Origin of the sequence: Vibrio sp. Vb0304 (assembly GCF_033338995.1) — a bacterium.
GTDB classification, from domain to species: domain Bacteria; phylum Pseudomonadota; class Gammaproteobacteria; order Enterobacterales; family Vibrionaceae; genus Vibrio; species Vibrio alginolyticus.
Map to the genome: position 1 here is coordinate 554,974 of NZ_JAWOTT010000001.1, position 20,496 is coordinate 575,469.

Annotated in this window: 22 protein-coding genes; 10 read left to right on the plus strand and 12 right to left on the minus strand. The window is 44.3% G+C overall.

Annotation, left to right across the window (positions count from 1 at the left end):
- The first annotated feature begins 1 nt into the window (after position 1).
- Both R7P35_RS02425 and R7P35_RS02430 read left to right on the plus strand, forming a co-directional pair.
- On the plus strand, positions 2–541 hold the full coding sequence (locus R7P35_RS02425; protein WP_017821600.1) for a cytochrome c oxidase assembly protein: 540 nt from the start codon (positions 2–4) through the stop codon (positions 539–541).
- A gap of 51 nt (positions 542–592) precedes the next feature.
- The gene (locus R7P35_RS02430; protein ID WP_005385214.1) at positions 593–1,477 is read left to right on the plus strand and encodes a cytochrome c oxidase subunit 3; all 885 of its coding nucleotides are present in this window, start codon (positions 593–595) and stop codon (positions 1,475–1,477) included.
- 24 nt (positions 1,478–1,501) lie between these two features.
- Here the strand turns inward: R7P35_RS02430 and R7P35_RS02435 are convergent, their stop codons facing one another.
- Positions 1,502–1,738, minus strand: a complete 237-nt coding sequence (locus R7P35_RS02435) for a DUF2909 family protein (protein WP_005391169.1) — start codon at positions 1,736–1,738, stop codon at positions 1,502–1,504.
- Between R7P35_RS02435 and R7P35_RS02440 the strand changes: the two genes are divergently transcribed.
- The 4 genes from R7P35_RS02440 to cyoE are packed head-to-tail and all read left to right on the plus strand — an operon-like array spanning position 1,737 to position 4,977.
- A complete protein-coding gene (locus R7P35_RS02440; protein ID WP_085569294.1) occupies positions 1,737–2,528 on the plus strand; it encodes an SURF1 family protein in 792 nt (263 codons plus the stop codon). The two genes, R7P35_RS02435 and R7P35_RS02440, sit on opposite strands and share 2 nt — an antisense overlap.
- Entirely contained in the window at positions 2,518–3,054 is a 537-nt protein-coding gene (locus R7P35_RS02445; protein ID WP_085569293.1) for a cytochrome oxidase biogenesis cluster protein, read from the plus strand. Before R7P35_RS02440 ends, R7P35_RS02445 begins: the two co-directional genes overlap by 11 nt.
- Positions 3,055–3,065: 11 nt before the next feature.
- Positions 3,066–4,085, plus strand: coding sequence for a COX15/CtaA family protein (locus R7P35_RS02450; protein WP_017635865.1), 1,020 nt, complete (start codon positions 3,066–3,068; stop codon positions 4,083–4,085).
- Complete coding sequence (gene cyoE, locus R7P35_RS02455) at positions 4,078–4,977, plus strand: heme o synthase (RefSeq protein WP_318091637.1); 900 nt, start codon at positions 4,078–4,080, stop codon at positions 4,975–4,977. The genes R7P35_RS02450 and cyoE overlap by 8 nt, the downstream gene beginning before the upstream one ends.
- 82 nt (positions 4,978–5,059) lie before the next feature.
- On the opposite strand, the gene R7P35_RS02460 is transcribed toward cyoE, so the two are convergent.
- The gene (locus R7P35_RS02460) at positions 5,060–5,533 is read right to left on the minus strand and encodes an FKBP-type peptidyl-prolyl cis-trans isomerase (protein ID WP_005375638.1); all 474 of its coding nucleotides are present in this window, start codon (positions 5,531–5,533) and stop codon (positions 5,060–5,062) included.
- A gap of 13 nt (positions 5,534–5,546) precedes the next feature.
- Positions 5,547–6,179 carry a thiol:disulfide interchange protein DsbA/DsbL gene (locus R7P35_RS02465; RefSeq protein WP_042521488.1) on the minus strand — a complete coding sequence of 211 codons (633 nt, stop codon included), beginning with the start codon at positions 6,177–6,179 and terminating at the stop codon, positions 5,547–5,549.
- Positions 6,180–6,461: 282 nt separating this feature from the next.
- Between R7P35_RS02465 and R7P35_RS02470 the strand changes: the two genes are divergently transcribed.
- Complete coding sequence (locus R7P35_RS02470; RefSeq protein ID WP_031780954.1) at positions 6,462–7,088, plus strand: OmpA family protein; 627 nt, start codon at positions 6,462–6,464, stop codon at positions 7,086–7,088.
- Between the two features lie 191 nt (positions 7,089–7,279).
- Here R7P35_RS02470 and R7P35_RS02475 read toward each other — a convergent pair whose 3' ends face one another.
- From R7P35_RS02475 to R7P35_RS02490, 4 genes are all read right to left on the minus strand, one after another.
- Entirely contained in the window at positions 7,280–7,639 is a 360-nt protein-coding gene (locus tag R7P35_RS02475) for a glutaredoxin family protein (protein ID WP_042521486.1), read from the minus strand.
- Between the two features lie 111 nt (positions 7,640–7,750).
- The gene (locus R7P35_RS02480; RefSeq protein ID WP_042521484.1) at positions 7,751–8,293 is read right to left on the minus strand and encodes a hypothetical protein; all 543 of its coding nucleotides are present in this window, start codon (positions 8,291–8,293) and stop codon (positions 7,751–7,753) included.
- Entirely contained in the window at positions 8,280–8,825 is a 546-nt protein-coding gene (locus R7P35_RS02485) for a YaeQ family protein (RefSeq protein WP_005375627.1), read from the minus strand. The genes R7P35_RS02480 and R7P35_RS02485 overlap by 14 nt, the downstream gene beginning before the upstream one ends.
- Before the next feature lie 89 nt (positions 8,826–8,914).
- Positions 8,915–9,124, minus strand: a complete 210-nt coding sequence (locus R7P35_RS02490) for a cold-shock protein (protein WP_005375625.1) — start codon at positions 9,122–9,124, stop codon at positions 8,915–8,917.
- 365 nt (positions 9,125–9,489) lie between these two features.
- Between R7P35_RS02490 and R7P35_RS02495 the strand changes: the two genes are divergently transcribed.
- The 3 genes from R7P35_RS02495 (at position 9,490) to R7P35_RS02505 (ending at position 12,646) form a co-directional block, all read left to right on the plus strand.
- Positions 9,490–9,786 (plus strand): alternative ribosome-rescue factor A, encoded by a 297-nt coding sequence (locus R7P35_RS02495; RefSeq protein WP_042521482.1) that lies wholly within the window; start codon positions 9,490–9,492, stop codon positions 9,784–9,786.
- 193 nt (positions 9,787–9,979) lie between these two features.
- Positions 9,980–11,422 (plus strand): diguanylate cyclase domain-containing protein, encoded by a 1,443-nt coding sequence (locus tag R7P35_RS02500; protein WP_042521481.1) that lies wholly within the window; start codon positions 9,980–9,982, stop codon positions 11,420–11,422.
- Between the two features lie 333 nt (positions 11,423–11,755).
- The gene (locus R7P35_RS02505; RefSeq protein ID WP_318091641.1) at positions 11,756–12,646 is read left to right on the plus strand and encodes an RNA polymerase sigma factor RpoD/SigA; all 891 of its coding nucleotides are present in this window, start codon (positions 11,756–11,758) and stop codon (positions 12,644–12,646) included.
- 26 nt (positions 12,647–12,672) lie between these two features.
- Here the strand turns inward: R7P35_RS02505 and R7P35_RS02510 are convergent, their stop codons facing one another.
- The 5 genes from R7P35_RS02510 to R7P35_RS02530 all read right to left on the minus strand — a co-directional run bounded on the left by R7P35_RS02510 (position 12,673) and on the right by R7P35_RS02530 (position 20,494).
- Entirely contained in the window at positions 12,673–13,047 is a 375-nt protein-coding gene (locus R7P35_RS02510) for a hypothetical protein (RefSeq protein WP_025768457.1), read from the minus strand.
- 105 nt (positions 13,048–13,152) lie between these two features.
- Complete coding sequence (locus R7P35_RS02515; RefSeq protein WP_053303764.1) at positions 13,153–15,291, minus strand: ATP-binding cassette domain-containing protein; 2,139 nt, start codon at positions 15,289–15,291, stop codon at positions 13,153–13,155.
- Positions 15,288–16,874, minus strand: a complete 1,587-nt coding sequence (locus R7P35_RS02520) for an ATP-binding cassette domain-containing protein (protein WP_136976469.1) — start codon at positions 16,872–16,874, stop codon at positions 15,288–15,290. The genes R7P35_RS02515 and R7P35_RS02520 overlap by 4 nt, the downstream gene beginning before the upstream one ends.
- Complete coding sequence (locus tag R7P35_RS02525) at positions 16,864–18,288, minus strand: TolC family protein (protein ID WP_170897021.1); 1,425 nt, start codon at positions 18,286–18,288, stop codon at positions 16,864–16,866. Before R7P35_RS02525 ends, R7P35_RS02520 begins: the two co-directional genes overlap by 11 nt.
- On the minus strand, positions 18,263–20,494 hold the full coding sequence (locus R7P35_RS02530; RefSeq protein WP_042521473.1) for a response regulator: 2,232 nt from the start codon (positions 20,492–20,494) through the stop codon (positions 18,263–18,265). The genes R7P35_RS02525 and R7P35_RS02530 overlap by 26 nt, the downstream gene beginning before the upstream one ends.
- Between the last annotated feature and the right edge of the window lie 2 nt (positions 20,495–20,496).

The window sequence follows — 20,496 nt, forward strand, 5'->3', positions numbered from 1 at the left end:
CATGAAACCGAATCCATCAAACAAGAAGCTCACAGTGAAGTTACTTTTGGCGACCCTGTTAATGTTTGGCTTCGGCTATGCACTGGTCCCACTTTATGACGTGATGTGCGACGCATTGGGAATCAATGGAAAGACAAGTGAAGTGGCCGCTATTCAACCGACAGGTATGCAGCCGGACATGAGCCGAACTATTCGCGTGGAGTTTATGGCGCATGTAAGCCCAGATATGCCTTGGGAGTTTAGACCCAAAGTGATTTCGATGGATGTTCACCCAGGTGAAGTTGTGCAAACTGAATACCTTGCATTTAATGAAAGCGGGCAGAAGTTGGTGGGGCAAGCCGTTCCTTCTGTTTCTCCCGGGACTGGAGCTGCTTACTTCAATAAGATTGAGTGTTTTTGTTTTAACCAGCAGCCTCTGGATGGTAAACAGCAAGCTCAAATGCCGTTGATTTTTTATATCGAACCGGACTTGCCTGAGTCTATACACACGTTAACGCTGTCTTACACACTCTATAAACTTCCCCCTCCTACAGGCTCTTAGCCACTCAGGGAGAGAGATACAGACCAAGGTTGGTCAGTAAGGAGAGAAATTATGAGTAACAAGCCAGGAACATATTATGTTCCCGCTCAAAGTAGCTGGCCGATCATCGGTGCATTTGCTCTGTTTTTGGTTGCTGTTGGCGCGGGCATGACCGTCCAGGGGACACAAAGTGACGGTGCAGTGGGAACCATTGGTGGCATTGTGCTAGCGGTGGGCTTCTTGTTCTTGCTTTACATGTTGGCTGGTTGGTTTAGTAATGTGATTACTGAATCACTGAGTGGAAAATACAGCTCGCAAATTACTCGTTCTTTTCGCCAAGGAATGAGCTGGTTTATCTTTTCTGAAGTGATGTTTTTTGGTGCCTTTTTTGGTGCCTTGTTCTACGCCAGAATGATTTCTGTGCCTTGGTTAGGTGGGGCAGATAATAACTTCATGACTAACGAAGTCCTGTGGCCAACCTTCGAAGCGATGTGGCCACTCACACTGACACCGGGAGGAGAAACAACACAAGCTATGCCGTGGCAGGGCATACCCCTTACCAATACTATCTTGCTGCTATTGTCGTCTATTACGCTACATATGGCGCATATAAGCCTTGAACAAGACAAAAGAACGGCACTGATTGTTTGGTTAGAGATAACCATCGTACTTGCTGGCTTTTTTCTATATTACCAAGCGGTTGAGTATGTTCATGCTTATCAAGACATAGGGCTCACGTTGCAGTCCGGTATTTACGGTAACACGTTCTTCATGTTGACGGGGTTCCACGGTTTACACGTTTGTCTTGGGACTATCTTCTTGATCGTGCTGCTGTTCAGAATCGCTAAAGATCACTTTTCGCCAAAGAACCATTTTGCCTTTCAAGCGGGCAGCTGGTATTGGCATTTCGTGGATGTGGTTTGGTTATGTCTGTTTGTGTTTGTTTACGTACTTTAGGCGCAGTGTGAACTCTTGGTTCGACTAATAAGGGCGAGGGTTTGGTGCTAGCCAACCCGAGCTGAGCGCAATAAGCAGAAGGATGACCACCAAAGCGGAGAACATGACTCGACGGCCTAAGTAATGACTCATGGGTTTGTCTCTTTTTTCAGGATTATCTGGGTCTTCACGAACCATTTCGATAAGCGCTTTTGCGAGGTTGAAGATAATGAAAAGCAGCAAAAGGACAAGCGTCAGTTTGAATAGAAATACGGTGGACATGGCACCTCCGGTTTCATCATTGTTGTTATCAAGACAATTATGGCTATCGAAACGGTTTTGGGTTGCAGTTGGTTTAACTGTGGTTGTGTTTTCTCTTTTGGTCAAACTGGGTTTTTGGCAGTTTGAGAGAGGGCAAGAAAAACAAGCATTGGAACAAGCCATTCTCGCGCGTGCGGATAGTGCGTACCAAGCACTAAGCGTCGTTCTTGAAGACAACGACTGGCGAGAGGAAAGTATCCTCGGGAAAAAAGTGGAAGTTAATGTTGTTCCTCAGGCGTTTCCCGTAATTTTGTTAGATAACCAAACGCATCAAGGCAGTGTGGGATATTTAGCATTTCAGATTGTATTGACGAGCGATGAGCCTAGTGCCTATGCGTTATTGGAGCTTGGTTTTGTCGAGGGAAGAGCAGAACGCTCAGTGTTACCAACGGTCACCAAACTCGATAATTCGACTTTCATCACAGGACGCCTGTACCGAAAATCTACTAATCCACTGAGCTCAGAGTTAATGCCGGAAGTTGGCGATGTTATTCGCGTGCAAAACCTAAACATCGCGCAATTGAATCAGCTACTGAATATTGAACTTATGCCCGCAGTCTTGCAGCCAGACAATTTAACTCGTTGGCCCTATGACTTTCCTTGGAATCCATTGCCACTCAATAGTGCCAAACATTTTGGCTATTCGATTCAATGGTTTTCGATGGCAGGTGTTTTCTTATTACTGACTTTAATTGTTTTTGTTCGTTGGCAAAAAAAGTTGCGTCACATGGAGGTGAAGCATGACATCTAAAGTAACCAAAGGACGACTAATGTTGATTGCGCTGGTTTGTACGTTCGCGTTTCCCGCTGTCATTGCAAAAGTCATTCTCACACAAGGGTGGTATCAAAGCGGAGTGACCAATAGAGGCGAGTTAGTCGAACCATACACGACGTTAGAGCAACTTGGTCAAGAGTCACCTCTCAAAGACCATGCTTGGCAACTCGCTTATGTATTGCCTAACGAATGCACTGAAGAGTGTAAACAGCAGCTTTACCTGCTTCAGCAAAGCCATGTTGCTTTAGGTAAGTATCAAGAGCGGGTAGTGCCAGTCGTTTGGCAGACTGAGCATTCAGATCCCATAGAAGTATCGATGTTAGCGATGCAAATGAATGAATTGGTTACCGCAAAAGTGAAACCTGGGCAAATGTTGATCGTTGATCCTCTTGGGCAGCTGGTGATGTCTTACTCGCCGAAACCAAATGAGGACTTAGTCCTATTGAATAAAGGTATGTTGGCGGACTTACGCAAGCTCTTAAAACTGTCACGAGTCGGTTAGAGGAAGTGCATATGAAATTAATTCAGTTGGTTAGATTCAGTTTGCTGCTAACTCTCGTGGTGATCATGTTAGGGGCATATACTCGCCTTTCAGATGCAGGGTTAGGTTGCCCGGATTGGCCTGGTTGTTATGGGCACTTTTCTGTGCCGCATCAAGAAGAAGACGTCATACGTGCTAACCTGAACTTCCCCGAGCGGGCAGTAGAGCATGAGAAAGCATGGCTTGAGATGATTCATCGCTATTTTGCAGGAACGTTAGGTTTAGTCATTTTTGCGATGGCAGCGATATCAGTAAGGTCTGAGCGTGTAAATTCAACCATTCCGATGTTGCTAAGCGTACTGGTGATTGGGCAGGCACTTTTGGGAATGTGGACAGTTACTCTTAAATTAATGCCCGTCATCGTGATGCTTCACTTGCTCGGTGGTTTTGTTTTATTGGCGTTACAGGCGATTTTTTACTGCCAATTAAAAGCGCAAAACAATCTCTATTTCTCTCCATCTTCTAGCTCTCTGAGAGGCTTTTCATTGTTGGTTTTTCTGGTTGTTTTGGTGCAAGTGCTCCTTGGAGGATGGACTTCGTCAAATTATGCTGCGCTGATGTGTACCACACTGCCGATTTGTGAGGGAGACTGGATGAGCCATCTCTCATGGAAAGAAGCGTTTTCTTTCTGGCAAACTGGATTCGAGAATTATGAATTTGGTGTCTTGGAGTATCCGGCAAGAATGACTATACACGTCACTCATCGTATAGGCGCTATTGTTACCGCCACCGTGGTATTGGCTTATAGTATTGGGCTTATGAGGCAAGATTCTCATCATTCACAGAGAATTGGAGGGTGGTTGTTATTCACTCTGGTGTGCCAAATTATGCTGGGTGTAAGCAACGTAGTATTTCAACTTCCTATCTATGTCGCGGTGGCGCACAACCTTGGTGCCGCTGTTATGTTGAGTCTCGTTTGTGTTAGCCAGTTTTACTTGTGGCAGGGTAAAACGGCTTGGAATTACACCGCGAAAGGAGTTCGCTATGAGTAAAGAAATCGCGCTGTCGTTAAATGGGCGAAAGCGACTAAGTTCCGTTTATTTGAAGTTAACGAAACCTAAAGTGGTGGCGTTAATGTTGGTGACGGCAGTAGTAGGTATGAGCTTAGCCCCGGTTGATGATTTCCCCTGGTTGCAGGCGGTAGTTGGCCTAACGGGGATTGGTCTGATGGCAGGGTCTGCGGCAGCGTTTAATCATCTAATTGACCGCCGAATTGATGCGAGAATGGCACGTACACACAAACGACCATTGCCATCGGGTGAGACTAAACCATCATCGGTGATAGCCTTCGCTACAGTTTTAGGTGTCTTAGGGTTTGTACTTCTCTATGCGATAGTCAACCCGCTGACGGCATGGTTGACTTTGATGAGTTTGCTCGGCTATGCGATGGTATACACAATGTACCTCAAACGTGTTACGCCCCAAAATATCGTCATTGCAGGGATTGCCGGTGCGATGCCGCCTCTTCTCGGTTGGACTGCTGTAACAGGGCAATTACATGCGAATGCCTGGCTGCTCGTAATGATCATTTTTATCTGGACGCCACCACATTTTTGGGCTCTGGCTATTCATCGTGTCGAGGATTACCGCAAGGTAGATATTCCCATGCTGCCAGTGACACACGGCATTGAGTACACCAAAACTTCTATTCTGTTGTATACGGTGCTATTGACTTTGGTTTGTGTCCTACCGGTTTTGGTTGGTATGGTCGGCGTGGTGTATCTTTTTGCCTCGCTACTCCTCAATGCTGGCTTTATGTACCATGCATGGAAGCTAAAATATGCACCAGAGCCAAATACCGCGATGGAGACGTTTAAATTCTCTATCTATCATCTTTTGGCGTTGTTCATTGCATTGCTTTCGGATCACTATATTGGTTTTTAACCTTTCTTAAAACAGAAAACGCCGCGTGGTTCGCGGCGTTTTTGGTTTTGATACTTTGGCTTTAAGACAAAGCTTTCTAGATTTATTGAATTTCTAGCAGTTCAACATCAAAGATCAAAACACTTGCTGGTGGAATTGGGCCAGAGCCACTCTTACCATAGCCAAGCGTGCTTGGTACGAAAAGGCGGATTTTCTCACCTTCTACCATGTATTGTAGACCTTCTTGCCAGCCTTTAATGACTTGGTTAAGACCAAATGAAATCGGCTCACCACGATTAACAGAGCTATCGAATACCGTGCCATCAATCAAGGTGCCGTGGTAGTGTACTTTTACTTTACTTGTTGCCGTTGGGTGAACCTCACCTTCGCCTTTTTCAAGAACCATGTATTGAAGGCCACTTTCTGTTGTGATGACGCCTTCTTTTTTCGCATTTTCTAGTAAGAATGCTTGGCCTTTGGCAAAGTTTTCATCTGCTACTTTATGGTTTGTCCAAGTACGGTAAATGAAAAAGCCCGCCAAAATAAAAATAATAAGAGGAAACAAAAATTTAGACACGTAATCTCCTTGTCTATTTAGGTTGTTTTAGCAAAAAGTTGATGGTTTCTGCCATGGCTTCAACGCTGTCATGACCACCAGTAATTACTTGATATTTTCCGTTTACGATAAAGGCTGGAACGGAGTTAATTTGGCCTCGCGTGGTGATCGCTTCTGCCTTAGTGATGTACTCAAACAGCGCTTTTTGCTGTGCTTCATCTAAATGGTAAGGGCTGATAAGGTTGCGAGACTCAAAGGCTTTCTCAACAGCGATTTGGCGTTCCTCAGCCGTTGCATCGGCACCCATTTGCACAGCAGTAAAAAGATCTGCCATAAACGCTTTATCTGGTGTTGATTCAAGCTGCATTACGGCAGTATAAAAGATGATGGCGCTCACTTGTGCACTTTCATTGAACGTTACATGCATTTTTTCAACGCTTTGATCGGTCAATGATTCAATTTGAGGGACAAACTCTTCCATTGAGCGGCAGTGGCCACAAGTTAAAGAGAATGCTTCAGTCAGGGGAGCTAAATCATATTCTTCAAGGGATACTGGCAAAACTTCGTATTGTTTGCCTTGCTGAGGCTGACTCTTGCCGCTATCGCATGCCGACAAAGCCATTACGGCAACAACAACAGCAAAGCCTTTCGATATGGTTTTTAACATAGTAGTGCTCTAAATGAGAAATTTGCGTTAGTTTATCGGTTAACGATAGTGACTAAAACCATTAAATAACAATAAAGTGAGACCATTGGTAACAGACTTTGCCTGACGTATGGGCTGTAAGGGTAGGGTATTTTAGTGTTGCTTTTTATTTGAGAGATGATTTTGCATTGACTCCAGTGGCATGAACGCTGCATAGACAAACCAATCGGTGGACAAAAGCGCTAAAGATTCGGCGTGTTTTGTCGACACAATGAACAAGAGTTTTTCTACGTTGGTAATGGTATGAAGCATTGGTTTTTAATTGTTTGTGGCATTCTGGCCGGGTGCAGTAGCCTCGATCAAGATATGGTCCCAGGTGGGAACATTTTAGATACAGCTCCTAAATCAAACACTGAGCTGAGACACCCAGAATGGGGATACCCGAGCGCATCCAATGTGGCTTCTTCCCCTCGTTCATATCAAACGGCGAGGGCGTCAGTAAAAAAGTCGCAAAACGTGACCTCTCTGGAAATGTTCCTGAGCAGGCATAACATTCCTCACGAGACGCTCAGTGGTGGTCACCTGATGATACGTTTGAAAGAGCATGTGCATTTTCAAACGGGCTCTGCACGGTTATCTGCTCAATCTCAAGATTGGATTCGAAACATTGGTCACTATCTGGCTGGAAGAACTGATGTTGATGTCGTGATTGATGGTCATGCGGATAGTACGGGAGCTGAAAGTTTCAACGACACGCTATCTGAAAAGCGAGCTCGTGAAGTAGAAAAACAACTATTGGCGACGAGTATTCCACGTCAACGAGTGTTTTCTAGAGGCTTCGGAGAGTATGTACCGAAGTGCAGCAATGCGACAGCAAGTGGTAAAGCTTGCAATCGGCGCGTAGAGCTAACATTGATCGTGGATGAATAACGCAGACGTTGGGCGGTAATCTTCGTTGTGTTGTTCTCGCATACCCGTTATTTGCTTAGTGGAGTTTAAGTTCGGAGTTGAGTAAGAAGACTGAATAAGGAAAGCTCGCACGGCAACATTTAGCTAGAAAAAATAGAAAAGAGGCACCGTTAGGTGCCTCTTTTACATCCGCCAATGTTCATAGGGGGAACTTAGGCAAATTCTTTTTCAACGTAAGCGACGATGTCAGATGACTCGTATAACCACTGTGTCTCGCCATCTTTTTCGATACGAAGACAAGGGACTTTAACTCGCCCACCACCTTGCTCTAGTTCAGCTCGATGAGTCGGGTTATTTTTTGCATCACGTAGCTCAATGTTCACCGATTGACGCTTCATTGCACGGCGGACCTTTACGCAAAAAGGGCAGGCTTCAAATTGGTAAAGTGCGTATTGTTTCGCTTTTTCATCAATACGTTGCTGTTCTTCTGCGGTGCGCTTAATACCACGAGGTGAGAACACCACGTTCAGCAATAAGATAACCTTGCCTAAAATCCAACGGATAAACTTCATAATGATCCCTTGATGTTCATTGGGTAATTGTCCTTTAAGAATGCAATCATGATGCTTGTTGCACTGAGCGTGAAGTCTATCAGTTGTTTGAAATGGATAAAACCATGTATTTTATATGGAAAATAGACGTTTAAACCAACCCCAAAAGCCACTTGCTGAAGCCGGACGGGCCTCTTTACCTTGATAAAAACTTTGCATGAGTTCGGTTCTGAATGCATCAACGTCCATGCGTTTCATGACAAGCTCGTGCTGCAATGTATTTTGAGTCTGCTCGGCATGATCGTGCGCCAAGCTGAAATCCATATTTAAATAGCCTTGCGTGTATAACCAAAGGTGGGTGACTAAGATTAGGTCTTCAGCAGATTGGTTAGTAAACTTATCCGCGTGCTCATTACCCAAGGAGTCAGTCAGAACTTGCTGCATACGCTGGGTAGAGTGAGCATGTTGCTCGTAGTTAGCACTTGCTTCAATATGTGATTTGGTCAAAAGGCCAAGCAGGTGAAGAGTAGGTGCTGTTGTGGGTTTGTTCTCACAAACTTTTGTAAATAGTTGTGACTGTTCTTTTAACCAACGTCGCTTTGCTGCTTTATGTTCTTTAACAAAGGGGATTTCTTCAAATCCCATCTCTTGACTCAGTTCACTAAGAGACGTCATGGTTTTTTAGTTCCTTCACCGTTACTTCGATATGTTGATCATTGATATCAACAAAAATTGAGCTGCCAGTAATCATAACAGAAAGGCTAGTACCTCGGTCAAGGTGCTGACAAATCAAGTCGATAGCGTCATAGTCAAAGCTCTCTACGTTGACGGGAAGCATTGAGAACTTTCCTGACATTTTGTCCCACCAGACAGCCGCTTTGGTGTTATAAGTGTAAACTTTTACATGCTTTGCGAGGCGAGAAGCTTTCTTAATTCTGTCTGGTTCTGGTTCGCCAATTTCAATCCAGTGAGTAATGCTTTGATCATCGCCAACATGCCATAAATCAGGCTCTTCAATCGTAGAGAGTCCTTTTGTAAACTCCAGATTGCTTTGAGCATTTAAACAGTAAGCTAGAATGCGAGCCAACATTCGTTGCGGCTTTTCAGAAGGATGAAGGGCGATAGTTAGATTTTTAGAATCGTAATAGTCATTATTCATATCGGAAATGGCGATACGAAATTTGTAAATGGTTGGTTTAAGAGCCATAGATTTATATCGTTTTGTTGGCAAAATAAGTTTTAGGCAAAAAAATAGCCAGCTTTAAAAGCTGGCTATCGTATCAAATTCTTTAAGAATTAAAGTACTTTGATTTGCTCTGCTTGAGGGCCTTTTTGACCTTGAGAGATAACAAATTCTACTTTCTGGCCTTCAACTAGAGTACGGAAGCCGTCACCAGTGATTGCAGAGAAGTGAGCAAATACGTCAGGACCGTTTTCTTGTTGAATGAAACCGAAGCCTTTAGTTTCGTTGAACCACTTAACTGTGCCAGTAGCTGTGTTAGACATGTCTATTTCCTAAATATCTAAATAATGTAATCTTTCGCCTCAACGGCGCTTATAGCGTGGAAAAATAAATTGCTATTGCGTACCACAGGACGACGGGTTACAAGTAATCCAACGAAATGTGAAAACAAAGAACTTTCTTTCTAGCCGTGTTTGAGTCTAGGTTAATTCCACGAAGAGTCAACATATATTAGTGCTTTATGGACAAATATTTGTATTTAGTCACTATTTAACCAGCATGTTTTTGATTAAATTTCAAATAAATGACGGTGATGTGAAGTTTTTTAGCATAAAATTCAACTAAATCTATAAATTTGACTTATTTATATAATTATTGTCCAATCTGGTTCGACCATTAAGGAGGATTTATGGCAAAGCGTAAAATCAGTCCTCAACCGAGTGGCTCACAACATGAGACCGACTTCGGCAGAGGTGAAATCAAAGACAACGCGTTAAAAGCGGTTGTTACCAGTCAGCTGTTCCAAACACGAGTCGTTAAAGCGAAAAAAGGTAAAGGTAGCTTCAGCCGTAAAATGAAGCATAGAGGCAAAGAGCCCTATTCAAAGTTCTCCCCAAGGTGGATTTTGAATAGGGCTTTTTTGTTGGTACTAGGTATTTGCAAAACTGATGATATTCAATTTTTAGTACCAGATAAGTTTTCCTAATTTATCATGTACTGCTTCAACTGCTTCAACTGCTTCAGCGAACTAGGCGTTGAAAGTACCAATTAAGTACTAAAACTTACTAAGTTAGATTCATATCAATAAGCGTCACTTCCTGTCTTATGCAAGTCTACTATATCTTTAGTCTAATCAAACAGCCGAGATTATGGTTTAAAAAGACTGGTGAGAAGTAGGTATGTCATCGACGAGTTATGGTACTTATGGTTGCAAATGTAAAAAAGCGTGTGCTTCTTTATTACTACTGTGGCTGTCCATTTGTCCGATGGCGCATGCGCACAAATCAGAGTCTCATTCTTTAATTGTTGCTAACTCCAAAGCGTGGAAGCCGCTCTCTTACCTTAGCCCAGATGGTGAACCTAAAGGTATTTTAATCGACTTTTGGAAAGAGTACGCGGCGAACAACCAAATCGACGTTCAGTTTCTCCTTTTGGATTGGGATGCTTCTTTGCAAGCCGTAAAAGAGGGTAAGGCTGACTTTCACGGAGGACTTGTCTACTCGCCCGAAAGAGCGAAGTATATGGACTTTGGCGCAGTCATAATGCCTATCCAAACCAAATTGTACGTAAATAAAGATGTACTTTCGGTTGATATCAGGAGTGTTTTAACTGGCGAAATGACGCTGCCAATTGGCGTTGTTAAAGGAAGTTACGAGTCTGAGTTTGTTCAGACGAATTACCCGAATGCACCTATCGCAGAATACATTAACAATGATTCGATGATACAAGCCGCCGTCGATAAAAAGGTGCTGTACTTCGTTGCAGACCTGCAAGTTGCTAACTTTTATATGGCAACCACGCCGGGAGCGGGTATGTTTGTCCCGACAATTAGCTTATATAGTAAAGATCTTCGGATTGCAGCAGGAATGCACAGTGCAACTTCCATTTTAGAGGTATCACGAGCGTTTGAAAAAGTCATCGATACGGATCGTGAGCGGATCCTCACCCGTTGGAGTGTGGTGAAAACGGTTTATCCACTTTATCTTTTCCCTATTGCTATTTTCATTATGGCGGTCGCAACGCTTTATCATATTTTTGCCCTCAAACGTATGGTTGCTCTTCGGACAAGGCAATTAACGATTGCCAATCAGCAATTGCTGGAGATGACGTTGACGGATTCTCTCACAAAGCTATACAACCGTAGACACCTGATTGAGCAATTGGCGCTACTGAATCATTTGAAGCGAAACTTAACGGTGATGGTGTTTGATATTGATGATTTTAAATCAATCAATGATCGATATGGCCACCTTGCTGGAGACCGAGCAATAGTTGCCATCGCAGAAGCCGCTAAGTCGATGACTGATGACCGAATGACATTGGCGAGAATTGGAGGAGAAGAGTTCGCACTCGTTACGTCGTCTCTGTCAGAGCGAGAAGCGCTCAATTTTGCCAATATGCTTTGTAAAGCCGTTTACGATCAGCCTGTTATACTGGGCGGACAAGCAATTCATTTGAGTATCAGTTTGGGCTGTGCTTACTATCCTGAGTTTACCCACATCGTGAGCTTGCAAGATGCTGACGAGTTGATGTATCAAGGTAAGTCTGAAGGAAAGAATCGTGCAGTTTTCCAAGTTATAACAGACTGTCAGCTTCAACCTGCGCTTCGTCAAGTGAATTAGATCTCGCTAATTCAACTGATACTTCAAACCATCCTCAAGCCTCAAAGTTTTAGTCAGAGTAAGGTGGTAAGCGTTGACGATCACGTTGCGTTGTTTTCTTTGAGGCCAATTTGCGTACAAATACTATCACTTTCATATATATAAACCCCCGCTTGCTCACGTTTTTATCATAGAAGCAGTAATTGTTTTAAAGTGATAAGTGATTTCTTGGTAAAGATCAGAACCCCTGTCTACACTCAGTGTAAAGTAATGCATATAAAGCATGATGCATACAGTGTTGTACAAAAACAATTAAAGAAGATAAGAAATAAGTTGGCTTGAGAAGGACGGGGAATGAACAACGAATGCTTTGCTAGGTTCCGAGCTGTCACGGATGAACTGTCAATGAAAGAATCGTTGTCAGTTGGGAAAGACCCTTATGCTCACTATCTCAAAGATATTGTGGGCATTGATTTGTTGTCTCGTGAAGAGGAGTTGCATTACGCCAAACTTAATCGAGCTGGTGATGAAGAAGCGCGCGAAATGTTGATTGAGTCTAATCTTCGACTTGTTGTGAAAATCGCAAAAGGCTACCTCAAACGGCCAGGCAATAACTTTACTCTGCTCAATTTAATAGAAGAAGGTAATATTGGTTTGATAAAAGCGGTCGATAAGTTCGATCCTGAGCCAGGCTACCGTTTTTCTACTTATGCGGTATGGTGGATTCGCGAGAATATAGAAGCGGCATTAATGAACAATGGCCGCACGGTACGTTTACCTGCTCATGTGTGCAAAGAGATAAATAGCCTGGCTTTAAAAAAGCTCGATGCGTCAAAAAGTGAGAGCAAGGAGTTGTCTATTTCTGAACTCTCACGCTGCTCAGGGGTGAAAGCAGAGCGTATAGATGAACTTGTTGCGCTTAGTGGCTTTATTGATGTATCGACCACTGCGGACCTACATCGCGTTCCATTTGTTCTTGAACTGTGTGAAAGTGAGTATACGCCAGATCCACAACAAGACTGTGAAAATCAGTGCTTTACTCAAGCTATTGAAAATATTATTAAAACCTTGCCAACTAAGTTGCAGAAAGTCTTAATCCATCGATTCGGATTATTTGACCAGAGAGTGAAAACCTTGTCGGAAATAGGCCTGTTGTTAAACGTGTCTAACGAGCGTGTTCGTCAGATGCAGATAGAGGCGGTTGAACGCGTGCAGAAACGTCTCCGATTCGATGGTTGGGTTTAAGATTTTTAGCCCCTTATCCTAGCCGATTAATTTACTGGCTTGCTACTCTGTTCTTCCGTAAGTAACAGCAGCTCAAGCTGTGCTTTAGCTGCTGCCTCCAATCTCCATACACTCAATAATCGGTTAAGTGCTGCGCGATAAGCACGACTTTTGAGTAAAAAAGCGAGCGTACTTGTGTAGTTGTTTACGACTTGCGCTTGTGTCTCGACTAATGCGGTTTTGTTTTCGATGTCGATGTGTTGAAGGTTAAAGTCAGGAAGAAACGCACACTCATACCATACCTCTACAATTTCACGAATTTCGAGTTCTTCTTCAGGCACGTCGAAGTCTTGTAACTGGTAGTTTTCTGGTATCGTTGATAAATAAACCACATCCAATTTGTCTGCAACAAATGTATACATCGGATTCCTTAGTGTACGCGCTTACAGAGTAAATAGTCTCATCGTTTACATTTTTGTCAATGACCGTGCTCAAGTATGAATGATGAACCACACCACATTCCGAACTTAACTTAGACTTTTTAAGTACTTATCGGTTAACCCGAAATATTTCAGGTTGCCATCTGGCTCCAAGACTAAGCTCATGTTGGATGTAGAGATCATGCCCGGATCATTCGTTGAGAAAATAACGGTCTTATTGAGTAGTTTGTCGCTGAATAACCGCTTGAAGTAGTGCGAGTTTTCTTGCTCAGCACCATTAAATGGCTCGTCAATGATAATCAAAGATTGTTCGCAGTTACCTAGCCCTAATGCGAGCCGCAGTCTTTGTTGAATACCATTTGGTAAACTTTTACAGATATCAACGCTCAATTGAGTGTCCAGGCCTTGTGGCAACCATGTATCGAGCTCAAAGAAACTCACCATTTCACGCATTTTTTCTGTTGGGATTAACCCATTATGCAAGATGAAGTTAGTCTCCAAGGAGCCTTCAAAAATATGCAGGTTAAACGGGACGTAGTTAATCGAGGTTCGATAGCGGTAACTGTTGAATTGTTTGATGTTATAACCGTCCACCGAAACTGAGCCTTGATAGCGTTCCTCTAGCCCAGCGATAATAGAAATGAGCGTCGTTTTACCGCAACCTGTTGGTCCACAAATCACAACTTTTGCGCCCGGTGGAATTTTAAAACCAAGATTAGTTAAGCCTGTTGCCGCACCACTATAACGATGGCTCACACCAGAGCCGACGATACTACCTTGAAATAGGCGAATAGGGGGGCTTTTCTCTAACGTTAGCTTATCGTCATTCATCGCCATAAGGTTGTTGATTTGCGCAGAAGACGCCTTAATGGATTGGAACTTAGAAATAGAGTTGTAGATGCCCATAATAGGCCCCAACGCCTTCCAGACTAAAATTACGGTAGCAAGCATTGCACCTGCATCGGAGGTGCCGTCCATCACGCCGATAACGGCCGCGACGATACTTGCGGTACCAATAACCTGAATCAAACTCCCGCCTGCTGCCTGAACCCTGCTATTAGTCACTGAAACATGTTCTGCATCGTTGGTGCTTTGTAAATGCGATGCGCTAAAGCGGGACTGGATAACACGCAACAATGGCAAGCCTTGGATGGTTTTTATACCACGAAGAATCTCATTCCATTGGTAAGAAACCATGGCGTTGGCGCGAGAGCTCTTGGACGTGGCTTGCGAGTAGATGTAACGAGAATAAACACAGAACACCAACATTAGAATCAACCCCGCCATAACGACTAGCGCCGCGGTACCAGACATAAGAGCAATGGCAATAATGAATACGATAACAAACGGCATGTCGAAGTAGCTTAATGTTGACTCTGCGGTTACCAAACGGCGGAAAGTGTCGATGTCTTTCAAACGTGCTAACTGAGAAGAGACACCAGCGGTAGATGTCATCGAATAAGGAAGCCACAACAGTTTGGATATTACGTTTTGAGAAATATGCACCGCCAAATCCTTCCCTGATGTGGCGATGATGTTGACCCGCATTTTCTTGAAAAAGTATTCCGAAAACCCAACAATCACGGCAAACAACGTGAGCCAATAGAGCGTGGCTTGCGAGCTAGACGTCAAGGCGAAGTTGTACACACTCATAATAAAAAAGGGCTGGAGTGCGCCGAGAATACTGACCACGAAGCTGAGGATAATCAGGCTCTTGAGTTCATTGTTGTAGCGATAAAACGCGTATTTAATCCAGTTACTGCGGTCTTGAGATTCAGGTGGCGGCTCTCGGAACAAGCGCGAGTATTCGCTGATCGAGACCAACAAACATGGCTTCTTGCAGAGCGGGTATTCAATGGTGTTGTTATTGGTGTAATCAAACAGGATCAGTTTGCCGTCTTTGGTGCCCAAGAAAATCGCAGTGAGGTTTTCGATCTCGATAAAACAAGGATGAGGGTGCCCCTCGATGTGTTCCAACGTTTTTAATTTGGTGACGTCACAACGGTAACCAAGGCGTTCAATCGTGGCAACAAAACTGTCGCTGTCTTTTGGTTTAGGGATAAAAGCGTCACTGAGGATAGAAGGTGTGCCTTCCCATTCAAGCGCAATGAGGGTGTAAGCTAAACCACGAATCAAAGGTGACTGATTGTATCGCTCGTCATAACTGCGAGCCTCAAAGTCCAACAAGCGCTGAGGGACATTATTAAAATCAACCAAAATACTCATTGGTCACCTCCGGTAAGTTTGACGCGTTTGAGGCGATGATTGAGCTTGTCCATCTTATTGCTGACGATGATGAGTATTTTGTCGTTGGCGCGATAGGCAGTACTGGTCAAAACCAATCGAGCAAAGTCGTCATCATAAACACAGTCGATGTCGTCGAAGATCAACACACGTTTGTTCGCGAGTAAGGCACGCACCAACAACAGGGCATAAGCGACTTGGCGAGAGAATGGGTTGCGTAAATGTCCTTTAAGCTCGGTGTAAAAACCAGCGGGAAGGGCATCGATTTGTGCTTTGATGTTCATGGTTTCGCAAAGCGCAAATGCCGTGTTATTTAAGCTTGGGCGGAAACAAGTCAAGTTGTCGATGATGGTGCCTTCGACGAACGAACTGGTTTTGTCGACCATGAGCACGCTATTACGCCAGACGTTGTAGTTGACGTCATCGAGTGGTGTCTCGTTGATCTTAATGTCCAGTTTGTTGTCGGTGTTTTGCCGCGTAATGCAATTGGCAAGATGGGTTTTGCCTGCGCCGCTTTTCCCCGTCAGCAAGTAAGCCTGACCACGTTCAAACTCGATGCGTTGCTTTTCCGAATACTTCACCGAGATGCGCTCGACTTCTGTCGTATCATTTTGTTGTTCTACAGATGCCGCAAGCTCAAGCAGCTCGGCGATACGTTGAATATGAAGCTTGTTCAACTCCCATCGACTCACCGTGCGCATTACTTGCTGGTATGGCGCGAAGTAGCGGTTGGTAAGCATGATGATGGCAGCCATGATGCCTTGGCTCGATTGCATGTTGATAACTGCCGTTGCCAAAACTACCACCACACAAGCAATGGAGAGCTGTTGTATGAGCGACAAGATAAGGCTGAAGTTCGATTCAATTTGCTCGTATTTGATGTTCTCGACTTCACGCTCTTCCACCATTTGTGTCATGAGGCTCTCAACGCGATATTCCATATTGCGCGCTTTGATATCGAGTGGGCTAGAGATGATCTCGATGATTTTAGAAGTAGTTAAGCCTTCGATGTCGGATTTGTTTTCTAAGCTGTTGATTTTCTGCTTAGATAGGCTCAGTGCGAACACCGCCAAAATGATGGAGGCGAGCAAGATGGTCACTCCCGCCCAAATGTTGATCACACCGATAATCAGAATGGTCAGTATGCTGACGGCAAGGTTGATCAATGCCCGTACAGATTCTCCGCCAAAGAAGGATTTAATCTCGGGAATGGTGGCAATACGCTCTAAGTATTCACCGGGTTCTAGGCGACGAAACTTCGATATCTCAGCCAAACAGATGGATTGAAACACTTTGTTGGTTAAGTTGGTTTCGAATTGCTTCATGATCACCGACGAAATCTTCTCTTCCTGATTCTTTAAGTGATAGTCGAGGAAGATGGTGATCAAGATAATGGCAAACAGAAGAAACAGCGTGTCTTTGGCTTGGTTAGGTAAAACACGGTCAAAGATAATCAGAATCGAAAAGGGCAGTACTAAACCAAACAGCGTCGAGATGACCGTTGAGAAAGTCAGGTAACATTTGTCAGCAAAGTTAATCTTTTGGGAAAAATACTCAGTTTGCATTGCGACCTCCTTTCTTAATCGATGGTTTGGAGAGAAGGTGTTTTGGAACTAAGTCTTGATTGCTTCTGCCTTCGATATCGCTCATCAACTGCATGATGCTTTCGATGGATTGCACCGACAGCATGCCTTTGATTTGCTCAAGATTGATCGATTCAATGATGTAGTCATAACGCGCGCTCTCGTAATCACGTAGCGCGCTAAACAGTTTACTTTCTGCTGCCAGTAAGTCGGTAATGGTTCGCGTACCAAGCTGGTAAGCGCGCTGAATGCCTTTGTAGGAGGCGTAGTTAGCTCGGATGATATTCTCGTAACTGCTAATAGCGCGGGAGAAGTCATTAATGTTGAGTACCGAGGTGTTAACGCTATTGCGCGTCGTGAACAATGAATCTTGGTACAGTAGCTCGGTTCGCTCGATGGCAGTCGACGATTTTTGATAACCGTAGTAATCCGAACCGCCGGAGAAAATCGGCACATTCAAGTTCAAACCGACGCTGGTGGAGTTACTGTCCCCTGTTGCGGTGGGGTCGGTTCGGTCATAGTTGTTCGCATCGTCATAACGGTAACTGGCAGAGAGTGACACGGTCGGCACAAAGTTTGAACCGCTTTCTTTCAACCCTCTTCGGCTGCGTTCTACGGTTTTCTTCGCAACCAATAAATCGTTATTGAGCTTCAAAGCTTGTTCAAGAATCGCGCGTTGTTCGGATTCGCTGATTTCCGCCAAGGGCACGCTTTCGTAGATGTCCTGCGATGGGGTGACTGGATATTGAACTTGAATCTCTAAACCGTTCAAAATTACGCGCCGGTCTTTCTCTAAGGTTCTTAAGCGATTGGCAATGCCTTCTTTCTGGGCAATTACCTCATACAACTCGCTCGCCGCAGTGTTGCCAAGTTCCACGTTGCGACGCATTTGGCGCTCACGTGTTTCAGACGATTTAAGTTCTACTTGGGTGGCTTTGATTTGCGCGTTGTTTTTGAGGTATTCGAAATATTGCGTCGCGATTTCAGAAATGGTGCTCTGGATTTTGTTCTCGTGTTTGATTTCTTCAATGTTGAAATCAAGCTTCGCGGTGCCGTATTTAAAGATGTCACCAAGGTTAAACACCGATTGGGATAAAGACACACTGTAGCTGTTCGAGTTGTAGCTAGAACGTGTATCCGGTGTTCCCGTTAATATGGTTTCGTTTTCATTCCATGTGGTATCAGCAGCACCGTTTAAAGAGGGTAGAAACTTAGAACGGCTAATGTCGATGTTGTATTCGTTTTCTTCCACGCCTTTGTCACTAGCGCGCAGAGATAAATTGTTTTCCAAGCCGAGTTTGACCGCCTCAAGCAAGGTGGTCGCCATTGCCGAAGGAGCGTTGCTCAATGTAAGCGCTGCCAATACACAGCTAGTTAAGTTTCTGTACCGCCACATACTTGTTGATCACCTTGATGATTTCGTCGTTTTTATAAGGTTTGCTGATCACGTAATCCATTCCAGCTTCGATACAAGCTTGGTGTTCATTACTGCTGGTCAATGCTGTCGCACCTATAATGGTGCAAGGGTTCTGTCCGCTCTCTTGTTCGTATTGTCGAATGCGTTTGGTCGCTTCAATGCCGCCCATGCCCGGCATGATGCAGTCCATAAAAATGATGTCTGAACGCTGATTCATGAAATGCTGAACGGCGTCTGCGCCATCGCCAACGGTGTCGGCTTCGTATTCTTGCTTGCTCAAAATACGTTTGAGTAGAATCTGTTGAACACGGTCATCCTCCACAATCAGGAATGAGCTGTTCTCCATCTGTTCTTCAGAGGCTTCCGCTTCCATGATTGCTAATAGGTTAGGGATGAACTCATACGGAATCGCGGGGGAGTTCAGAATCTTGTCGACAAAGGTATGACTCTCTTGTGCTTGCTGAGTGCTAGTGACTGAAAGCAACAACTTCGTGTTCGGGTGATTGCGCAGTTGCGATTTCACCGTTTTGCTCAGTGAGGGCAGCTTGTTTGGCTCGAACGTGTCGGTCAGCATGATGGCATCGTATTCGCCAAAGGTTTTTGCCGCAGAGAAGAGTTCGTTCGGCGTTCGAATTGGCGTAATCTCTAAGCCCAAGTTGACTAACATTTTGCTCATCACATCAATGCGCAGCTGAGAGTTGGCACACAGTAATAGGCGCTTATTGTCGAAGCGAGTTTTCTCGGTGTGGAAGCTTTTGGCTTTCAAATCGAGCTGAATTTGAAAACGTTCCTGATTGCCCGATTGATACCAATGGCTCTCGTAATAGCCATAATCTTTCAACACGCTTTTCGCCAAATCGTCTTTGGTTGCAGTGTGCTGTTTATGGTCGCTCCAGTGTAGGGTATTGAGCTTGGCAAGCGGCACATCCAGCGTGGTTAAGAAGTTTAGATTGATGGTCAGGCGGGTATTTTCAATGTCTGACGCCGCACCTGATTCAATGGTGACAAACAGTTTCTTGTCGGCTTTGAGTTGGATGGCATTTGATAGCTGTAGGAACAACACCCAGAATAAGCTGGTGGATTGTCCTTCAACACGGTTTGGTAAGTTATCTGAGATAAAGCAGTCTAGCTCACCTTCATTTCGCTGCACTTTTGAACTGATGTGAATCATCAATTCAGACAGTACATTCAGCAGTGAAAACTCTTTCGATTTGCTCTCGGTCCCTTGTGAAATGAGTCGGTTGTAGTTCTCTGCCAATTCAGACAGGGTATTGGCAGCCGAGGTTATATCTTGCGCCATCAACACGCCGCTCTCATCGGTCTCTTGAACGAGATATTGCACGCCGCCGTTAATGGTGTTGGTGATGCCACGAATCTCGTAACCAATCAGAGCATAGAGCTGCTTGTAGAGATCGTTATTGCGTTTTTGTTCTTCGAGTTTGCTGAAAATCAGTTTTAGGTGAGAGTAGATCTGACGCTGCTTCGGATTGATGCTCACTTCATTCAGCAACTCTTCCAACCTTTGTAAATCCAGTTGTTTGAGCTCTTGATAAAGCTCATCGAATTCTTGGTCAATGTCACGCTCATTCGAGCTGGATTTTTTCAGCTTAAGGATTGCCACCAAGTTCGATAGCACTGCGATACCAACCAGTACGACAACGACCACAAACAACCAAATGAAGAACTCGTTTTTCTCCATCATTAGGTCGCTCGCATGGTTGTTAAATATGGTCCGGTAGTTGTCGTCCATTTGTAGGTAGTTATTGGTGAGCGAGAGGTACAGTGCCAACACATCGTCGCGTGTTTTTTGGCTGTCTGAGAAGCGATTGATTGCCAGTTCAAGCTGCGTGTATTCGGTCGCGCCCACCAAGCTAAACTCGGTTTTGTTGAGTGACGCGAGCGACTTAAATTGGTCAATTTCGTCTTTCAGAACCTCAAAATCAAGCTCTGTTGTACTGCAATAACGTGCGCTTAAACAGCGTTGAAGCGTTTGAATATCAAACTCGATAGTTTGGTTGAGCTGTTGAGCTTGAACCAAAAGAGGCGCGTTTTGCACTTTCTCGACTGAATCCACTTTTTCCCAAGAGATATACAAATAAAAGGCGAGGGCAGCCAGCATCAAGCTGAAAGCAATGCTTAGGCGCATAACAGGAACGGAAATATTGTAAGAAGGTTTGCTACTCATCC

Bases quoted from the DNA above. Each gene is read 5' to 3' on its own strand.
- R7P35_RS02450 (WP_017635865.1), top strand. From the start codon at position 3,066: ATGAAATTAATTCAGTTGGTTAGATTCAGTTTGCTGCTAACTCTCGTG.
- R7P35_RS02515 (WP_053303764.1), bottom strand. From the start codon at position 15,291: ATGAGTATTTTGGTTGATTTTAATAATGTCCCTCAGCGCTTGTTGGAC.
- R7P35_RS02485 (WP_005375627.1), bottom strand. From the start codon at position 8,825: ATGGCTCTTAAACCAACCATTTACAAATTTCGTATCGCCATTTCCGAT.
- R7P35_RS02470 (WP_031780954.1), top strand. From the start codon at position 6,462: ATGAAGCATTGGTTTTTAATTGTTTGTGGCATTCTGGCCGGGTGCAGT.
- cyoE (WP_318091637.1), top strand. From the start codon at position 4,078: ATGAGTAAAGAAATCGCGCTGTCGTTAAATGGGCGAAAGCGACTAAGT.
- R7P35_RS02480 (WP_042521484.1), bottom strand. From the start codon at position 8,293: ATGACGTCTCTTAGTGAACTGAGTCAAGAGATGGGATTTGAAGAAATC.
- R7P35_RS02435 (WP_005391169.1), bottom strand. From the start codon at position 1,738: ATGTCCACCGTATTTCTATTCAAACTGACGCTTGTCCTTTTGCTGCTT.
- R7P35_RS02500 (WP_042521481.1), top strand. From the start codon at position 9,980: ATGTCATCGACGAGTTATGGTACTTATGGTTGCAAATGTAAAAAAGCG.
- R7P35_RS02475 (WP_042521486.1), bottom strand. From the start codon at position 7,639: ATGAAGTTTATCCGTTGGATTTTAGGCAAGGTTATCTTATTGCTGAAC.
- R7P35_RS02445 (WP_085569293.1), top strand. From the start codon at position 2,518: ATGACATCTAAAGTAACCAAAGGACGACTAATGTTGATTGCGCTGGTT.
- R7P35_RS02510 (WP_025768457.1), bottom strand. From the start codon at position 13,047: ATGTATACATTTGTTGCAGACAAATTGGATGTGGTTTATTTATCAACG.
- R7P35_RS02505 (WP_318091641.1), top strand. From the start codon at position 11,756: ATGAACAACGAATGCTTTGCTAGGTTCCGAGCTGTCACGGATGAACTG.
- R7P35_RS02430 (WP_005385214.1), top strand. From the start codon at position 593: ATGAGTAACAAGCCAGGAACATATTATGTTCCCGCTCAAAGTAGCTGG.
- R7P35_RS02490 (WP_005375625.1), bottom strand. From the start codon at position 9,124: ATGTCTAACACAGCTACTGGCACAGTTAAGTGGTTCAACGAAACTAAA.
- R7P35_RS02465 (WP_042521488.1), bottom strand. From the start codon at position 6,179: ATGTTAAAAACCATATCGAAAGGCTTTGCTGTTGTTGTTGCCGTAATG.
- R7P35_RS02530 (WP_042521473.1), bottom strand. From the start codon at position 20,494: ATGAGTAGCAAACCTTCTTACAATATTTCCGTTCCTGTTATGCGCCTA.
- R7P35_RS02520 (WP_136976469.1), bottom strand. From the start codon at position 16,874: ATGCAAACTGAGTATTTTTCCCAAAAGATTAACTTTGCTGACAAATGT.
- R7P35_RS02440 (WP_085569294.1), top strand. From the start codon at position 1,737: ATGGCACCTCCGGTTTCATCATTGTTGTTATCAAGACAATTATGGCTA.
- R7P35_RS02495 (WP_042521482.1), top strand. From the start codon at position 9,490: ATGGCAAAGCGTAAAATCAGTCCTCAACCGAGTGGCTCACAACATGAG.
- R7P35_RS02425 (WP_017821600.1), top strand. From the start codon at position 2: ATGAAACCGAATCCATCAAACAAGAAGCTCACAGTGAAGTTACTTTTG.
- R7P35_RS02525 (WP_170897021.1), bottom strand. From the start codon at position 18,288: ATGTGGCGGTACAGAAACTTAACTAGCTGTGTATTGGCAGCGCTTACA.